The organism is Shimia sp. W99, from assembly GCF_053851455.3.
The window spans coordinates 2341175-2357093 of the sequence record NZ_JBSQBU020000001.1 but is presented as its reverse complement, the minus strand read 5'-3'; the positions used below and the strand labels follow the sequence as shown (position 1 = coordinate 2357093).

Below are 15919 nucleotides of genomic sequence, written 5' to 3'. Positions count from 1 at the left end.
TCCGGGGTATTTTGGGAAAAAGAAAAGACCTTGTTCCGGAAGATACCCGAACCGCGCGGCTGTTGTCGGAAGGGGAGGGCGAGGGATTGGCTTCGCCCTCCTTGCCGCGTGGTTTACATGCGCTGTTTTTTCAGAGTGTCCATGACGAGGTCATAGAGTTCCTGGGCGGGCAGGCCCTGGGCGCTCATGTCTGCGATCCATTGTTCACGGATCGGATCGGCGGCGATTTCGCGGAACTTCGCGAGCTCGGCCTCGTCGATCATGACCTTCTGCACGCCTTTTTCCTCGAGCACGCCATCCCATTTCTTCAACAAGGCGCCGTAGTTTTCGAGATAGTGGGCGATGGCTTCGTCAACCGAGCTGTCCAGGGCGGCGCGGTGATCGTCCGAAAGGGCCTCGTAGGCGTCGATATTCACGACGACAGGGCAGTTTACCGTGCCGGGGTTGAGGTTCGCCGTCCACCATTCGGCCTGGTCGATGGTGCGGAACGACAAGTGGGCGTGCTGGGCGAAGGCCACCGTGTCGACCACGCCGGATTCCATTGCCTGGTAGGCTTCGGTGGCGGTCACCGAGGTGGGAACGGCGCCAACGGCCTTGAACGCGTTGCCGATCCCGCCGGTGGCCCGCACGCGCATACCGTCCATCTTGGCCAGCGTGTCGCGCGGCTCACCCGTGCCGACGATGTTGTACTGCGGCATTGGTGAGGTCATCAGCAGCTTGGCATTCCAGCGGGCCAGATCGGCCTGGGCGGCGGGGTGGGCATAGACCGCGTGGCTGACGGCCACTTCCTCTTCCAGCGTGTTGACGCCGAGGAACGGCAGTTCGAGCACGGTGATGGTGGGGTTTTTGTCGCGGTGATACCCGGCGCAGAACTGGGCCATCTCGAAGGCGCCGATGGAGATGCCGTCGAGGTTCTCGCGGTTTTTCGACAGGCCGCCATAGCTCACGTTCATGGTGAATTCGCCGCCGGTTTTCTCGCTGACCAGTTCGGCGAGCTTTTCAACATGTTCGGTGAAGGCGCGGCGTTTGCCCCAGACCGAGACGTTCCATTCGGTTGCCATGGCTTCTGTTGCAAAACCAAGTGCCAGCGCCGCCACGGCGGCGCGTCCAAAGAGTTTAGTCATCTTTCCTCCCTATGCGCAGCTTTTTTGCCGCGTCCGCAGGAAGCCTAGCCCAGAGTTTGCGGGTCTGGGTATCCGTATTTTTGGGTATGTTGCCAAGTTCAGGAGACTGGGTTCATGAGGGCAGGGATGCCGCCGATCTCTCCGATCAGCGGCAACAGTGTTTCGACGCCCTTGCCATGACGCAGGGCCGTGAAGACAAAGGGGCGCCCGGCGCGCATGCGGGTGGCGTCGCGCTCCATCACGTCGAGCGAGGCGCCCACGTGGGGGGCGAGGTCGGTCTTGTTGATGATGAGCACGTCGGAACGGGTGATCGCGGGGCCACCCTTGCGGGGGATTTCCTCGCCCGCGGCGACGTCGATGACGTAGAGGGTGATGTCGGCGAGTTCCGGGCTGAATGTGGCGGAGAGGTTGTCGCCGCCGCTTTCGATCAGCACCACGTCAAGGTCGGGAAAAGCGTTATTCAGTTCCGCGATGGCGGCGAGGTTGATGCTGGCGTCTTCACGGATGGCGGTGTGCGGGCAGCCGCCGGTTTCCACACCTTTGATCCGCTCAAGCGGTAAAACCTGCTGGCGCATCAGTTCCTCGGCATCTTCGCGGGTGTAGATGTCGTTGGTTACCACGGCGATGGAGAGTTTGTCCCGCAGGGCGCGGCAGAGGTTGGCGGTCAGGGTGGTCTTGCCGGCACCGACGGGGCCGCCGATTCCGATACGCAGAGGGCCGTTCGGGGAAGTCATGAGCGGAAAAGCCTTGAATATTGGGTTTCGTGGTTCATCGACGCGATGTCGGTCGCAAAAGCCGAAGCGGCGATGGCGTCGAGTGGCGCGCAAATTGCCTCGTCGGCGATGGACTGACAGAGCGGGGTGAGGTGGTGCAGGACGGATTGACCCGCCGTTTGGCCAAGGGGCACGAGCCTGATGGCGGCGGATGTCAGGTTGGCGGCGAAGGCGTGCAGGAACAGGCGGGCCGTTTCAGGCAGCGGCAGGTTTTGCAGGCTGGCCGCGCGGCCCACCGCGACCGGGTAGGTCAGGGCCGACAGATTCTGCTCAAACACGGTCGCTGTGGTTTGGGCAAAAGCGGCACCCTGTTGATCGGTTTCCAGAAGGCGTTCGGCGCTGGGTGTGAGGGCGCGGGCGAACTCATCCAGCCCTTGCAGGCTGTCTTCGTCCGTTGCCTCGTAGGCGGCGGCAAGCAGGATCACGTCATTGCGGCCCGCGCCATGTTCGACAACATCCGACAGCCAGTCACGGAAACTGTCGGCATCCTGCACCATGCCGGTCTGCACGGCCCATTCCAGGCCGTGCGAATAGGTGTAGGCCCCAACCGGATAGGTGGGAGACAGCCATTGCGCGAGGATGAGGACCGGATCAATGGTCATGGGAATGCGAGTGATCATGGCCATGCGTGCGCCCATGGCCATAGGCCCCGCCTTCGGGGGTGAAGGGCTCGGTCACGTCCGTGACCGTCGCACCGAGCATTTCCAGCATTTCGCGGATGACGTGATCGGGTTGGATCAGCAGGCGACCTGTCTCGATCTGGCAGGGCGTGTGCCGGTTGCCGACGTGCCATGCTATTCGGGTGAGATCGGGGGCGGTGATCTGCAGGAGCGGTTCCGGTGCGGCCTGCACCTCGATCTCGCGCCCATCCGTGAGGATCAGTACGCCGCCATGATCGAGCGAGGTGGTCTTGGGCAGGTCGACGAGTATCCGTTCCCCGTTAGACAGAACAAGTGTCTTGCGGCGCAGGAAACGGTCTTCATATGTCAGCGCGACGTGCCGGGTGACCGGGCCGTGCGTGTGGCTGTGGTAGCGTTGGGCGGTCGGCAGGGAGATCGTCATGCGACGGTCCCCCTTGCCGGGATCAGAGATACATGTAGTCGCGGAAGACGTGACGTACGATGTCTTCGCGGGCAAGCCCGAGCCGTGCCAGTTCGGCATCGCTCATGTCGTTGAGACGCTGCACCGTTTTTGCGCGGCTGTTGGCCTCGCCCAGCTTTACAAGAAAGTTGCCGATAGCCACGAACGGCTTTGCCAGGATCTTGCCAAGCGAAATGTGGCCGTAGGTGTTGGTTGCGATATGTGCCATTTGGACCCTCGAATTGGTTCAAGTCGTTGGTCCTCCCTTGTTCGTGAATATGGGTCATCATTATTGACGTGTGTAGGTAGTCTTTTCTCATGGCCGGATTGCGTTGCCCGCAAGGCTGTAGCTCAGAACATGAAGTAGCGCTGTGCCATGGGCAGCACCTCGGCGGGTTGGCAGGTAAGTAGCTCGCCATTGGCGCGGACTTCGTAGGTCTCGGGGTTGACCTCGATTTCTGGCGTGGCGTCGTTGAGTTTGAGAGCGGATTTTCCGATTGCCCGAGTGTTGCGCACGGCCACCGTAGTCTTGGCGAGGCCCAGTGTCTTGGCGATACCTGCGCTTTGGGCCGCTTCGGACACGAAGGTCACGGCGGAGTTTTCAACCGACCGGCCATAGGCGCCGAACATGGGGCGGGAATAGACCGGTTGCGGCGTGGGGATTGAGGCGTTGGAATCGCCCATCTGGGCCATGGCGATTGTCCCGCCCAGAAGCACCATGTCCGGTTTCACACCAAAGAAGGCGGGACTCCAGAGAACGAGGTCGGCGCGCTTGCCTTCTTCGACAGAGCCGATCTCATGGCTGATCCCATGTGCTATGGCCGGGTTGATCGTGTATTTCGCGATATAGCGGCGCACGCGAAAATTGTCGTTGTTCCCGGTTTCCTCCGGAAGCGCGCCGCGCTGTTTCTTCATCTTGTCGGCGGTTTGCCATGTACGGATGAGGACTTCACCCACCCGGCCCATGGCCTGGCTGTCGGACGCGATGATCGAAAAGGCACCCATGTCATGCAGGATGTCTTCGGCGGCGATGGTTTCGCGGCGGATGCGGCTTTCGGCAAAGGCGACGTCCTCGGGAATGGACTTGTCGAGATGGTGACAGACCATGAGCATGTCGAGATGTTCGTCGACGGTGTTCACGGTAAAGGGTCGCGTGGGATTGGTGGACGAGGGCAGGACATGCTCTTCGCCACATATCTTGATGATGTCGGGCGCATGGCCGCCGCCCGCGCCTTCGGTGTGAAACGCGTGGATGGTGCGGCCTTTCATGGCGGCAACGGTGTTTTCGACAAATCCGCTTTCGTTGAGCGTGTCGGTGTGGATCATCACCTGCACATCCATGGCATCGGCCACCGAGAGGCAGCAGTCGATCGCGCCGGGTGTCGTGCCCCAGTCCTCGTGTAGTTTCAGGCTGCAGGCCCCTCCCAGCACCTGTTCTTCGAGCGCAGCAGGAAGCGAGGCGTTGCCTTTGCCCGCAAAGGCGAGGTTCATCGGGAACGCGTCCGCCGCCTGCAACATGCGCCCCATGTGCCATGGTCCGGGCGTACAGGTGGTGGCCAGGGTGCCATGCGCCGGACCGGTACCCCCGCCGAGCATGGTGGTAAGGCCGGAATGCAGCGCGTCTTCGATCTGCTGCGGGCAGATGAAGTGGATATGGCTGTCAAATCCCCCGGCGGTGAGGATTTTGCCTTCGCCCGCGATGGCCTCGGTGCCGGGGCCGACGATGATGTCGACGCCCGGTTGGGTGTCGGGATTGCCCGCCTTGCCGATCCGGGCGATGCGCCCGTCCCTGAGGCCCACATCCGCCTTGTAGATGCCGGTGTGATCCACGATCAGCGCATTGGTGATCACCGTGTCGACGGCCCCTTCGGCACGTGTGGTCTGGGCCTGCCCCATGCCGTCGCGGATGACCTTGCCACCGCCGAATTTGACCTCTTCGCCATAGGGGCCGGTCAGGTCGCGTTCGACCTCGATGATCAGGTCGGTATCGGCCAGCCGCAGCCTGTCGCCGGTCGTGGGGCCGAACATGGCGGCATAGTCGGAGCGGGAGATGGTGGCGGGCATGCGTAGGTCTCTTGGAGCAAGGGGAAGCGGGGCGGTCCGTTTCGGAATCAGGAATTATCGGATGATTTGCCCGGCATGGCGGGTGGCTTGGATGGCTGGCGTGGGCGGCGGCGCGGCGCTGGTTGCGCTTCTTGAGATGGTGCGCTCGAGGTTTTTGCGGCGGTGGCCGTCGGTTTCGCTTTTTCTGCAACCTTGGTTTTGGGCGTGCTTTTGGCGGGGGGCGGTGCAATTGGGGTCTTTGCAACAACCTTTGAAGTCACCGCCGGTCTCGCGACCGGCTTGGGCGCAGGTTTTGCCGTCGCGGTTTTTTCGACTTTGGGTGCGACGGGAGCCTTGGCTTTGGGCTTTCTGGCGGTGCTGCGGCGGGGGCCGGTCTTGGCCTTTACGGCCTTCGGTTTGGGGGCTGGCGCCGGCGCGAGCTCGGCGGTGGCGCCAAGGAGCGCGCGACCCATGGCATAGGTAAACCGCATCTGGCGTTCCATCAGCCGGGACGCCAATAGATAACCGGTGAGCGAAACAGTTACGGGAGTGGTCAGAAATTCGGTCATTTCAGTCTCCTGAAGGATTTAGGTCAGGGGAGCGCGCCCATGACCTTTTGGTTGAAGCCAAAGACTTTGCGTGCCCCCGACAAGGGGATGAGCGGGACTTCGCGGCGCTGGCCCGGTTCAAAGCGCACCGCCGTACCCGCGGCAATGTCGAGCCGTTTGCCCATGGCCGCGTCGCGATCAAAATCAAGTGCGGGATTGGTCTCGGCAAAATGGTAGTGGCTGCCAACCTGCACCGGGCGATCGCCGGTGTTGGCGACCATGAGAACTGTCACCTCGGCACCTGCATTCAGTTCAAGGTCCCCCGCTGCGGGCAGGAGTTCGCCCGGGATCATCGCCGAACCCAGATCAGGCGGGCCAGGCAGGCCAGAGCCACGGTGCCGACAACGATCGGGGCCCAGGCCGGATCTGAGGCGTGGGGATGCAGGTGCGCGCCTTCGTGGGCCAGTACGGGGGTGGTCAACAGGGCGGCAGCGGGGGCAATCAGGTATTTCATCTTGGTCTCCTGTGCTTTCATCGGATCGGATCGTGGACGGTCACCAGCTTGGTGCCGTCGGGAAAAGTGGCTTCGACCTGAACCTCGGGGATCATGTCGGCGATACCCTCCATGCATTGTTCGCGGGTGATTACATGCGCGCCGGCCTGCATCAGATCGGCTACCGACCGGCCATCGCGCGCGCCCTCGACCACAGCATCGGTAATCAGGGCAATGGCCTCGGGGTGATTGAGACGCACGCCGCGCGCAAGACGTTTGCGCGCTACTTCTGCAGCCATCGCAATCAGCAGTTTGTCCTTTTCTCGGGGGGTCAGTTGCATGTCAGAGCATCCATGTTCGGGGAAGGTCGGCACCCCGAAGGGCGCGCAGGACAGGTATCAGGATCTGGCGCAGCGCATGGCCGTCCGGCGCCAGGAGGCGGGCAAAGAGCAGACCTTCTCGGATCAGGCTGGCACCACAGTTGTCGGGGAGCATGCCGCGCAGCCGGTCAAGGTAGCTCTCTGCATTCGGTGCCGCCAGGAGGACCGCAGCCGTGGCGCGCGCGCCTCCTGCGATGGCCGGGCGGTCAAGATGGGCCTGTACGTCGCCGCTCAGGCGCACGCGGTCGGCGAAAACCAGCTGGTCGCCCTGAAAAACGGTGATGTGATCCTGCAGGGTCGCATTGCGAAGGGTCTCGCCCATCGCGGTACGCCCGAAAATCATCGGCTCGACCATCAGCAGGCGGGCGTCCCGTGCCATGTGAATATCGAGACTGCGCCTCAAGGCACTCCCGTCAAACAGAATGGTTTCCTGCGGAAGCCAGTCGATCCGGGCGCCTTGGTCGAGCGTCAGGCGGGTTTGAATGCGACCGGGACGGGTATCGATGCTGCGATAGGCGCGCTCTGCTGCCTGGGTCGTGAGGGTCAATGCTGTTCCGGCTCCGGCGGTCGCAATGGTTTCAAAAACGTCGCCGCCCGTGACACCACCCGAAGTATTGAGAAGAACCGCCTCGAGCACCGCATCGCGGCGCCGCGGAAAAAGAACCCGACAGGACCCGGACAGGCGAAAATCGTCCAGCACCGTCTGCGCGCCGCGACGTTTGGCCTTGATCAGGGCGGACCCGATGGCGCGGGGCTGCGGCGGATTGGGCAACTGCGCAGGGGCTATCTGGGCAAGGGCGGGAATGAGCGGACTCCTTCGTGTCTTGTCGCGACCTTGGCAGCGGCCTGTAACAGTTCGAAGATAGGGTGCCGGATTATTGGGCTTTACCGGCCGCCTCGGGTGAAAATTTGGGCTTGCGGTGTGAAAGAGGTGAAAATCTGTGCGGATTTGAAACAGGGTCTCGGGCAAAGGTGTTGGAATTGACGTTGCACTTTTGCCAGACGCTCCCCATTTTCCCGGCAAAGGTCGAATCGTGGTGCATATCCACGGTCCGGCAGAACCCATGACGCCGTTTTCCATTGTGGAGGACGGTCCGGAACTGAAACAGCATTCCGGCGCCAGACCGCAAGGAGACACGCATGTCCTTTGACCGCAAAATCAAGATCGCCCCGTCGATCCTCTCTGCCGATTTCGCCAATTTCGGTCAGGAGATTCGTGCCATCGAAGATCAGGGCGCCGATTGGGTGCATGTTGACGTGATGGACGGGCATTTCGTTCCCAACCTGACTTTTGGGCCGCCCGCCGTGAAAGCGTTCCGTCCGCATGTGAAGACCTTCATGGACGTACATCTGATGATTGCGCCTGTTGATCCTTATATCGAGGCCTATGCCGAGGCGGGCGCCGACATGATAACGGCCCATGTCGAAGCCGGGCCGCATATCCACCGCACCTTGCAGGCGATCAAGGCGCAAGGTGTGAAGGCGGGGGTATCGCTGAACCCCGGCACGCCGCTGGAGAGCATCGAGCATGTGCTGGATCTTGTGGACATGGTTCTGATCATGACCGTGAACCCGGGTTTCGGTGGGCAGAAGTTCATCCATTCCGGTGTCGAAAAGACGCGCCGGTTGCGCCAGATGATCGGGGACCGCGAAATTCACATCCAGATCGACGGTGGCGTGACGACGGAAACAGCGCCGCTCGTGGCGGAAGCGGGGGCGGATGTGCTCGTCGCCGGGTCAGCTGTGTTCAAAGGCGGCAGTGTCGACGCGTCCGAAGTCTACGGTGAAAACATCCGCGCCCTTCGGGCGGCAGCGGAAGCCGCGCAATAGGCGCGGCCCTCTTCATCTCGGGATCAGTCGCGCAGCTCGTCCGGGGTTACACCCCAGAGATGGGCTTTTTGCGCCCAGCCCTTGTATCCGGCGGCATTGAGATAGCACCAGTCGGGACCGCATTCCCCCAGCCGTGCCACCACCCCGAGTTCGAGATGCGCCACTGCGGGCGTGTTGGCTTCGGGGCGCATCGCCAGCGGCAGCATGTCGTGCTCGACGATTACGGTGCGCGCGCCGGACAGGAGCGAGTAATGCACCCAGCCGCCGGCCCCTTCGATGTCGCGCACGCGGCGCCAATGCCCGTATTCGGCGGTAATCTCCAAAGGCATGTTCTTGCGCTTGAACACCCAGTCGATTCGATGGGTAAGCGACGGGCCACGCCTGACGTTGGCCTTGGACGCCTTGAGCGACACGAAGCGCGGCAAAGGCAGGTTCGTCACCGGACCGCGCGCGGTTTCCGCAACCACGGCCCCGGCCACGGCCAGCACCCCGGCCGCCACGATGCAAAAAAGCGTTTTTCTCCCCATGACGAGTATCTTGCCTGATTTTCTGCTCTGATTTCTTCGCGGGTTCTTGTGCCCCGTCGGTGTGTGTTGCACTGTGGCAGCAACGCACCGAATTGCAAAGCACTGGGAGGCCCTGAATGCCAAAGCAACGTCTAAGTGTTGTCGTTACGCGACGCTTGCCCGAAGCCGTGGAGACAAGACTGTCCGAGTTGTTTGACGTCAAGTTACGAGATGACGACACGCCGATGTCGCGCGAGGAGCTTGTCGCGGCGATGAAGGACGCCGACGTGCTGGTGCCGACCCTGTCTGACAAGATCGACAGGTCCCTGATTGCGCAGGCCGGGGACCGTTTGAAGCTGATCGCCAACTATGGCGCCGGTGTTGACCACATTGACGTGGCCACTGCGCGTCAACGTGGCGTGTTGGTGTCAAACACCCCGGGTGTGTCGGCCGATGACACGGCGGATATGGCGCTGGCGCTGATTCTGGGGGTCACGCGGCGTATCCCGGAAGGTTTGCAGCGAATGCATAGCGGAACCTGGGATGGCTGGGCACCGACCGCGCTTTTGGGAGGTCGCATCAGCGGCAAACGGCTTGGCATTCTGGGCATGGGCCGGATCGGCACGGCTGTGGCGCGGCGCGCACAGGCGTTCGGGATGCAGATCCACTATCACAACCGTCGCCGCCTGCGTCCCGAGATCGAGGAAAAGCACGACGCCACCTATTGGGAAAGCCTCGATCAGATGCTGGCCCGGATGGACGTGGTGTCGGTCAACTGCCCGCATACGCCGTCAACCTTTCACCTGTTGAACGCGCGCCGTCTCAAGCTGATGAAACCCGGTGCGGTGATCGTGAACACCTCGCGCGGCGAAGTGATCGACGAGAACGCCATGGTGCGGATGCTCAAGGCCGGAGAACTCGCCGGGGCAGGGTTGGACGTCTACGAACACGGTAACGAGGTCAATCCAGACCTGCGCGAGATGCCCAATGTGGTGATGTTGCCCCATATCAGTTCGGCGACGATCGAAGGCCGGATCGAGATGGGCGAGAAAGTCATCATTAACATCAAGACCTTTGACGACGGCCACCGTCCGCCGGATCTCGTGGTCCCGGCCATGCTCTGACCCCACTGGCTGGGGCGATGCGCGCTTTTGTGGCCATCGATCTGAGCGACCCCACGGGCGCGGAGATCACGGCGCTGCAGGCGCGCGTTCCCGTGGGGCGGGCAACTCCGGTCGACAACCTGCACCTGACGCTCGCGTTTCTCGGGGAGCAGCCGGTCGCGGCGCTTGAAGAACTGCACGAGGCTCTGGCGGACATTTCGCTGCCGGAGTTTTCCCTGAAACTTGCGGGGCTCGAGGTGTTGGGCGGGCGGCGTGCGAAGGTCTTGTGTCTGCGCGCGTTCCCTGATCCGGCGTTAATCGCGTTGCACGATGCCGTGCGCAGTGCCGCCCGTCGCGTCGGCATCATGCCCGAACGGCGCAGGTTTCACCCGCATGTCACGATATCCCGGTTCGGAGGCGGGCTGGGCACACAGGAAATGGCGCGGTTGGGCGCTTTCCTTGAAGGCATGGGGGACTGGGCGCTGCCGGAATGTGCCGTCAGCCATTTCAGCCTGTTCGAATCCATCCTGACCTCCGAGCGGGCCATTCATCAACCGATGGCGACCTATCCCTTGGTAGGTTTGTTCAATCCCGGTCGCTGACCTAAGCTTCTTCCGGAGTGTATTTTCGGAGAGGGGATTCGCATGAAACAGTGGTTGTTGGCCCTGGCGCTGGGCTCTGCGCTGGCGGTGCCGGGCATGGCGCAGGAGACCGCCGATGCGGTCGCGCCCGAAGTGGCGACCGAAGTCGGGGGGATTGTTCCGTCACAATTGCAGGCCTCGCTTGAGGCCAAGACCGCCGGGGGGCCGGTTGTTGCCCCGGGATGGATGGTCGTCGCCGCGCATCCCTTGGCCGTGCAGGCGGGTTCCGACATCCTGCGCGAAGGCGGCACGGCGGCGGACGCGATGGTGGCCGTTCAGGCGGTTCTCGGACTGGTGGAGCCGCAAAGCTCGGGTCTGGGCGGGGGGGCCTTTCTTGTCTGGTACGATGCGCAAACCGGTGAGGTGACAACGCTGGATGGGCGGGAAACGGCGCCGCTCTCTGCCACGCCGCGCCTGTTTCAGGATGAAAATGGGCAGCCGCTGAAATTTTTTGACGCGGTTGTTGGCGGGCGCAGTGTCGGTGTGCCGGGTACGCCGATGCTGTTGGAAGAGGCGCATCGGCGATGGGGGCGCGCACAGTGGCCGGACTTGTTCCGCTCGGCGATCACATTGGCCGAGGATGGCTTCACCGTGTCGCCGCGCATGGCAATGTCCGTTGCACGGGATGCGGCGCTTCTTGCCAGCCACCCGGAGACAGCAGCGTATTTCCTGCCAAATGGCACTCCGATCGAGGCCGGCGACAGGCTGGTGAACAAATCCTATGCCGATACGTTGCGGGCGCTGGCGGGGCAGGGCGCGGCGCCGTTCTATACAGGCGATATCGCGGCGGACATCGTTTCGGCCGTGCGGACCGCTAAGTCTCCGGGGCAGTTGCGCGCCATTGATCTTGCGCTTTACCGGGTCAAGCAACGCCCCGCCGTGTGTGTTGAATATCGCGCGCATGATGTCTGTGGAATGGGACCGCCGTCATCGGGCGGGCTGACCGTTGGGCAGATACTCGGGCTTGTGGCACCGTATGATATTGCTGGCATGGGCCCCGACAACCCACAAACGTGGCGCCTTATCGGGGATGCGTCGCGCTTGGCTTTTGCGGATCGCGGGCGCTACATGGCCGATAGCGACTATGTCCCGGTTCCGATCACGGGGCTGCTGGCCAAAGAGTATCTTGAGGAACGGGCCACGCTTTTGACCGGAGAGACCGCGCTTGCAGAGGTCGCGCCGGGGCAACCCGAATTCGATCATGCGCTGAACTGGGCGGATGACGATGCGATAGAGCTTCCGTCGACGTCGCATATTTCGATCGTTGATCGCTATGGCAATGCGCTGAGCATGACGACCACCATCGAAAACGGTTTCGGCAGCCGGGTGATGGTGCGCGGGTTCCTGTTGAACAACGAACTGACTGATTTCTCATTTCGCTCGCATGTGAATGGGGTTCCGGTTGCCAACCGGGTTGCTCCGGGCAAGCGGCCCCGATCCTCGATGGCGCCGACCATCGTGCTCAAGCAAGGCAAACCGGTTCTGGTCGTCGGCTCGCCCGGGGGCAGCCGGATCATAGGCTACGTGGCCAAGACAATTATCGCGGTTCTTGACTGGGAGCTGGACTCGCAACAGGCGGTGGCATTGCCGCATCTGGTCAACCGGTTCGGCGCCTACGACGTCGAGCAGGCCGATCTTGTCGAACCATTGGAAAAGCTTGGATATTCAGTTTCACAGCGCGACCTCAATTCGGGGCTGCATGTAATTTCCGTGGGCCGCTATTTGCTTGGCGGAGCCGATCCCCGGCGCGAGGGGCTGGCCTATGGTGAATAAGGCTGTTTAAGTGCTGGCGAGTGATATTGGCCCGCGGGGCTGAGGGGGAGGAAGCGTATGGGACAAGTTGTTGACTTGCCGCGCAACGAAGAGGGAATCTCGGCTGCTCTGGGTATTCTCAAGCAGCAGTTTGGCGAGAAGTTCCAATCGGGCCAGTCGGTGCGCGAACAACACGGGCACACGACGACCTGGATCAGGAACCAGGCACCGGACGCGGTGGTTTTCGTGCGCTCGACCGAGGAAGTCTCGGATGTGGTCAAGGTCTGTGCAGCGCACAGGGTTCCGGTGATTGCCTATGGCACGGGGACCTCTCTGGAAGGCCACGTGAATGCCCCGGCGGGTGGTGTGTGCATTGACTTGACCGAAATGAACCAGATCGTTGCCGTTCACGCCGAGGACCTCGATTGCGTGGTGCAGCCCGGTGTGACGCGCGAACAACTCAATACCTATTTGCGCGATCAGGGGCTGTTCTTTCCGATTGATCCGGGTGCCAATGCGTCGCTGGGTGGAATGGCCTCGACACGGGCGAGCGGCACGAATGCGGTGCGCTATGGTACGATGAAGGACAACGTGCTTGCGCTGGAAGTGGTATTGCCATCCGGTGAGATCATCCGCACCGCCAGCCGTGCCAAGAAATCGAGCGCAGGATATGATCTGACGCGATTGATGGTTGGGGCCGAGGGAACGCTTGGCATCATCACCGAGATTACGCTGAAGCTTCAGGGCATTCCCGAGGCGATGTCCTCTGCGCGCTGTTCTTTTGAAACGGTGGATGATGCCTGTCAGGCGGTCATGGCCACGATTCAGTATGGCATTCCGGTGGCCCGGATCGAGTTGCTGGACGCCATGAGCGTGGGCGCGGCCAACGCCTATTCGAAGCTCGACCTACCCGAAACGCCGCTCTTGCTGCTGGAGTTTCACGGATCGGAAAACAGCGTTACCGAACAGGCCGAGATGTTCGGCAGTATTGCCGAAGAGTTCGGCGGTTCCGGGTTCGATTGGACGGCGCGACCCGAAGATCGCACGAAGCTCTGGCAGGCGCGGCATGACATGTACTGGGCGTCCATGGGATTGCGCCCCGGCGCGAAGGGGATTTCGACGGATGTCTGTGTGCCGATTTCACGGCTGGCGGAATGCGTGACGGCGGCGCAGGACAAGGCCAGGGAGCTAAACCTGTTGGCACCGATCGTGGGGCATGTGGGGGATGGGAACTTTCACGCCCTGCCGCTTGTCGACATGGAGGATGCCGACGAGGTTGAGCGGGCTGGCATGTTCGTGTCCTGGCTCAATGATCTGGCGATTTCGATGGATGGCACCTGCACCGGGGAACATGGGATCGGACAGGGAAAGAAGCCCTATCTTCTGCGTGAACTGGGGGGGGCTGTCGATGTGATGGCAGCCGTGAAACAGGCGATTGACCCGGACAATATCATGAACCCCGGCAAGATCATCTGATCAGGAAATGGCGCCTGTCCCGCCCATTGCCGATCCCAAGGTCGCCGCCGCTTTCGAAGCATTTGCGCCTGACGAACGGGAGATGCTCCTGCAACTGCGTCGCCTGATTTTAGAGGTGGCGGCAGAGAACAAGGGGGTCGGGCGGATTGAGGAAATGTTGAAATGGGGGCAGCCAGCCTATCTGACGCCTGAGACGAAATCAGGGTCGACGATCAGGCTCGGGGTGCCCAAAAGCGGCGGCATTGCCATCTTTGCTCACTGCCAGACTAGCATCATCTCGGATTTTGATGCGGTGTTTCCGGGTGATTTCACGCTGGATGGCAATCGAGCCGTGCTGCTTCCAACGGATGCTGATTTGCCGTTGGATGCCTTGCGGATGTTGATCCGAAGCGGTCTGATCTATCACCTGTGACAGATCAGACCGGTTTTTTCAGCGATAGACTGCGTCTTCACCGGGGAAGGTGCGGTCCTTCACCTCTTCGGCATACTGGCTCACGGCACGTTCGATGGCGGGGCCGAGATCGCCGTAGACCTTGACGAATTTCGGGGTCCATTCATTGAGGCCCAGCATGTCTTCGAGGACGAGGATTTGTCCGTCGCATTCGGCGCTGGCGCCGATGCCGATGGTGGGCACCGCGACCTGTTTGGTGATGCGGGCGGCGAGCGGTTCGACCATGCCTTCTAGCACGATGGCAAAGGCGCCGGCCTCGGTCACGGCCTTGGCGTCGGCCTCGTGCACGGGCCAGTCATCTTCGTCGCGCCCTTGGGTCTTGAAACCGCCCATGACGTTGCTCGATTGGGGCGTGAGGCCGATATGGGCCATGACCGGGATGCCGCGTTCGGTAAGGAAGCGGATGGTCTCCGCCATGCGCGCGCCACCCTCGAGCTTGACCGCTCCACAGCCGGTTTCCTTCATGATACGCGCAGCATTGCGGAAGGCGACCGAGGGGCTTTCCTCGTAGGTGCCAAAGGGCATGTCCACCACGATCAGCGCCTTCTGGGTGCCTCGAACAACGGCCTTGCCATGCATGATCATCAGGTCCAGTGACACGCCCAGCGTGCTTTCCATGCCGTGCATCACCATGCCGAGACTGTCCCCGACAAGGATGAAGTCGGCATATTTGTCCACGATCGCGGCGGTGTGCGCGTGGTACGAGGTCAGCGACACGATGGGTTCACCGCCCTTGCGCGCGGCGATCTGGGGCACGGTGGTGCGGCGGATAGGAGTTTGTTTGCTCATGGTGCGACAACCCTTTGATCAAGCAACAGGATCTCTCCGAAAGCGACGGAAAGCATGATGGCGGTCGGCCCGGTCAGAGAGCCGGACACCGGATCGAGTGTTTCGGCGGCGACAATGTCGAGGCCCTTGATTTCTGCGCGCGGCTCGGTGCCGATGGTGTCCCGGATCAAACCGTCGAGCGCGTTAACCGTTGTGCCGTTGCGGGCCGCTTGTTCAGCGGCATCCAGCGAGCGGGACAGGACAAGCGCCGCCTTGCGGTCGGTCGGGGACAGGCGCACATTGCGCGACGACATGGCCAGCCCGTCCGTTTCACGCACGGTTTTGCCGCCGATGATCTCTACCGGCATATGCAAATCGGCCACCATGCGTTTGATCACCTGCAGTTGCTGGTAGTCTTTTTCTCCGAAACAGGCGACGTCCGGTTGAACGATATTGAAGAGGCGGCTGACCACCGTGGTAACGCCCCGGAAATGGCCGGGCCGCACCTTGCCATGCAGCATGTTGGCAAGCCGCGTGGTTTCGACAATGGTTTCGTCACCCGGGGGATACATCGTGTCGACCTTGGGCAGGAAGACCACATCGACGCCAGCCTCTTCCAGCAGCGCGAGGTCGCGTTCTTCGTCGCGCGGATAGGCGTCAAGGTCGGCGGCCTCACCGAACTGAGCAGGGTTGACGAAAATGGATACGGCGACCTTGTCCGCGTTCTCCTGCGCCAGTCTGACCAAGGAAATATGGCCCTCGTGCAGAAATCCCATTGTCGGCACGAGCCCGATACTGTGGCCTGCCCGGCGCAGTTCACCAAGCGCGGCACGGCATTCAGGGATCGTGCGGCAGATTTTCATATCACCCGTCTCCTCCTAGGGTGGGTCAGGGATTTAACGTCTGCGCTGCGTTGCAGCAAGGATTTTGTTGCAACGCGGCGCCTGTCGG

General features: G+C 62.0%; 20 protein-coding genes. 6 read left to right on the top strand and 14 right to left on the bottom strand.

The window, feature by feature from the left end; all coding sequences use genetic code 11:
• Positions 1-113 precede the first annotated feature (113 nt).
• The 11 genes from ACS3QZ_RS11610 to ACS3QZ_RS11560 all read right to left on the bottom strand — a co-directional run bounded on the left by ACS3QZ_RS11610 (position 114) and on the right by ACS3QZ_RS11560 (position 7213).
• Complete coding sequence (locus ACS3QZ_RS11610; protein WP_456037970.1) at positions 114-1124, bottom strand: C4-dicarboxylate TRAP transporter substrate-binding protein; 1011 nt, start codon at positions 1122-1124, stop codon at positions 114-116.
• Between the two features lie 98 nt (positions 1125-1222).
• Positions 1223-1858 (bottom strand): urease accessory protein UreG, encoded by a 636-nt coding sequence (gene ureG, locus ACS3QZ_RS11605; protein WP_456037969.1) that lies wholly within the window; start codon positions 1856-1858, stop codon positions 1223-1225.
• A complete protein-coding gene (locus tag ACS3QZ_RS11600) occupies positions 1855-2523 on the bottom strand; it encodes an urease accessory protein UreF (RefSeq protein ID WP_456037968.1) in 669 nt (222 codons plus the stop codon). The genes ureG and ACS3QZ_RS11600 overlap by 4 nt, the downstream gene beginning before the upstream one ends.
• Positions 2489-2959, bottom strand: coding sequence for an urease accessory protein UreE (locus tag ACS3QZ_RS11595; protein ID WP_456037967.1), 471 nt, complete (start codon positions 2957-2959; stop codon positions 2489-2491). The genes ACS3QZ_RS11600 and ACS3QZ_RS11595 overlap by 35 nt, the downstream gene beginning before the upstream one ends.
• A gap of 22 nt (positions 2960-2981) precedes the next feature.
• Positions 2982-3206 (bottom strand): DUF1127 domain-containing protein, encoded by a 225-nt coding sequence (locus ACS3QZ_RS11590; protein ID WP_456037966.1) that lies wholly within the window; start codon positions 3204-3206, stop codon positions 2982-2984.
• A gap of 122 nt (positions 3207-3328) precedes the next feature.
• Positions 3329-5041: an urease subunit alpha gene (gene ureC, locus ACS3QZ_RS11585; RefSeq protein WP_456037965.1), complete on the bottom strand. Its 1713-nt coding sequence runs from the start codon at positions 5039-5041 to the stop codon at positions 3329-3331.
• A gap of 47 nt (positions 5042-5088) precedes the next feature.
• Positions 5089-5589 (bottom strand): hypothetical protein, encoded by a 501-nt coding sequence (locus ACS3QZ_RS11580; RefSeq protein ID WP_456037964.1) that lies wholly within the window; start codon positions 5587-5589, stop codon positions 5089-5091.
• Between the two features lie 23 nt (positions 5590-5612).
• Positions 5613-5921, bottom strand: coding sequence for an urease subunit beta (locus ACS3QZ_RS11575; RefSeq protein ID WP_093091256.1), 309 nt, complete (start codon positions 5919-5921; stop codon positions 5613-5615).
• A complete protein-coding gene (locus ACS3QZ_RS11570; RefSeq protein WP_110680244.1) occupies positions 5918-6082 on the bottom strand; it encodes a peptidase M23 in 165 nt (54 codons plus the stop codon). The genes ACS3QZ_RS11575 and ACS3QZ_RS11570 overlap by 4 nt, the downstream gene beginning before the upstream one ends.
• 17 nt (positions 6083-6099) lie before the next feature.
• On the bottom strand, positions 6100-6402 hold the full coding sequence (locus tag ACS3QZ_RS11565; RefSeq protein WP_456037963.1) for an urease subunit gamma: 303 nt from the start codon (positions 6400-6402) through the stop codon (positions 6100-6102).
• Position 6403: 1 nt separating this feature from the next.
• Positions 6404-7213 carry an urease accessory protein UreD gene (locus tag ACS3QZ_RS11560; protein WP_456037962.1) on the bottom strand — a complete coding sequence of 270 codons (810 nt, stop codon included), beginning with the start codon at positions 7211-7213 and terminating at the stop codon, positions 6404-6406.
• 368 nt (positions 7214-7581) lie between these two features.
• Here ACS3QZ_RS11560 and rpe point away from each other — a divergent pair, with 368 nt between their 5' ends.
• The gene (gene rpe, locus ACS3QZ_RS11555) at positions 7582-8271 is read left to right on the top strand and encodes a ribulose-phosphate 3-epimerase (protein WP_456037961.1); all 690 of its coding nucleotides are present in this window, start codon (positions 7582-7584) and stop codon (positions 8269-8271) included.
• Between the two features lie 23 nt (positions 8272-8294).
• Here the strand turns inward: rpe and ACS3QZ_RS11550 are convergent, their stop codons facing one another.
• On the bottom strand, positions 8295-8798 hold the full coding sequence (locus ACS3QZ_RS11550; RefSeq protein WP_093091246.1) for an SH3 domain-containing protein: 504 nt from the start codon (positions 8796-8798) through the stop codon (positions 8295-8297).
• A gap of 116 nt (positions 8799-8914) precedes the next feature.
• Here ACS3QZ_RS11550 and ACS3QZ_RS11545 point away from each other — a divergent pair, with 116 nt between their 5' ends.
• The 5 genes from ACS3QZ_RS11545 to ACS3QZ_RS11525 are packed head-to-tail and all read left to right on the top strand — an operon-like array spanning position 8915 to position 14161.
• Positions 8915-9901 carry a 2-hydroxyacid dehydrogenase gene (locus ACS3QZ_RS11545; RefSeq protein WP_093091244.1) on the top strand — a complete coding sequence of 329 codons (987 nt, stop codon included), beginning with the start codon at positions 8915-8917 and terminating at the stop codon, positions 9899-9901.
• A gap of 17 nt (positions 9902-9918) precedes the next feature.
• Positions 9919-10482, top strand: a complete 564-nt coding sequence (gene thpR / locus ACS3QZ_RS11540; protein WP_456037960.1) for an RNA 2',3'-cyclic phosphodiesterase — start codon at positions 9919-9921, stop codon at positions 10480-10482.
• 42 nt (positions 10483-10524) lie between these two features.
• Positions 10525-12294 (top strand): gamma-glutamyltransferase, encoded by a 1770-nt coding sequence (gene ggt, locus ACS3QZ_RS11535; RefSeq protein WP_456037959.1) that lies wholly within the window; start codon positions 10525-10527, stop codon positions 12292-12294.
• A gap of 57 nt (positions 12295-12351) precedes the next feature.
• Positions 12352-13749: an FAD-binding oxidoreductase gene (locus tag ACS3QZ_RS11530; RefSeq protein WP_456037957.1), complete on the top strand. Its 1398-nt coding sequence runs from the start codon at positions 12352-12354 to the stop codon at positions 13747-13749.
• 7 nt (positions 13750-13756) lie between these two features.
• A complete protein-coding gene (locus ACS3QZ_RS11525) occupies positions 13757-14161 on the top strand; it encodes a DUF1801 domain-containing protein (RefSeq protein ID WP_456037956.1) in 405 nt (134 codons plus the stop codon).
• Between the two features lie 18 nt (positions 14162-14179).
• Here ACS3QZ_RS11525 and panB read toward each other — a convergent pair whose 3' ends face one another.
• Together panB and panC are read right to left on the bottom strand one after the other, a co-directional pair.
• Complete coding sequence (panB, locus tag ACS3QZ_RS11520; RefSeq protein ID WP_456037955.1) at positions 14180-14989, bottom strand: 3-methyl-2-oxobutanoate hydroxymethyltransferase; 810 nt, start codon at positions 14987-14989, stop codon at positions 14180-14182.
• Positions 14986-15831, bottom strand: coding sequence for a pantoate--beta-alanine ligase (gene panC, locus ACS3QZ_RS11515; protein ID WP_456037954.1), 846 nt, complete (start codon positions 15829-15831; stop codon positions 14986-14988). Before panC ends, panB begins: the two co-directional genes overlap by 4 nt.
• Between the last annotated feature and the right edge of the window lie 88 nt (positions 15832-15919).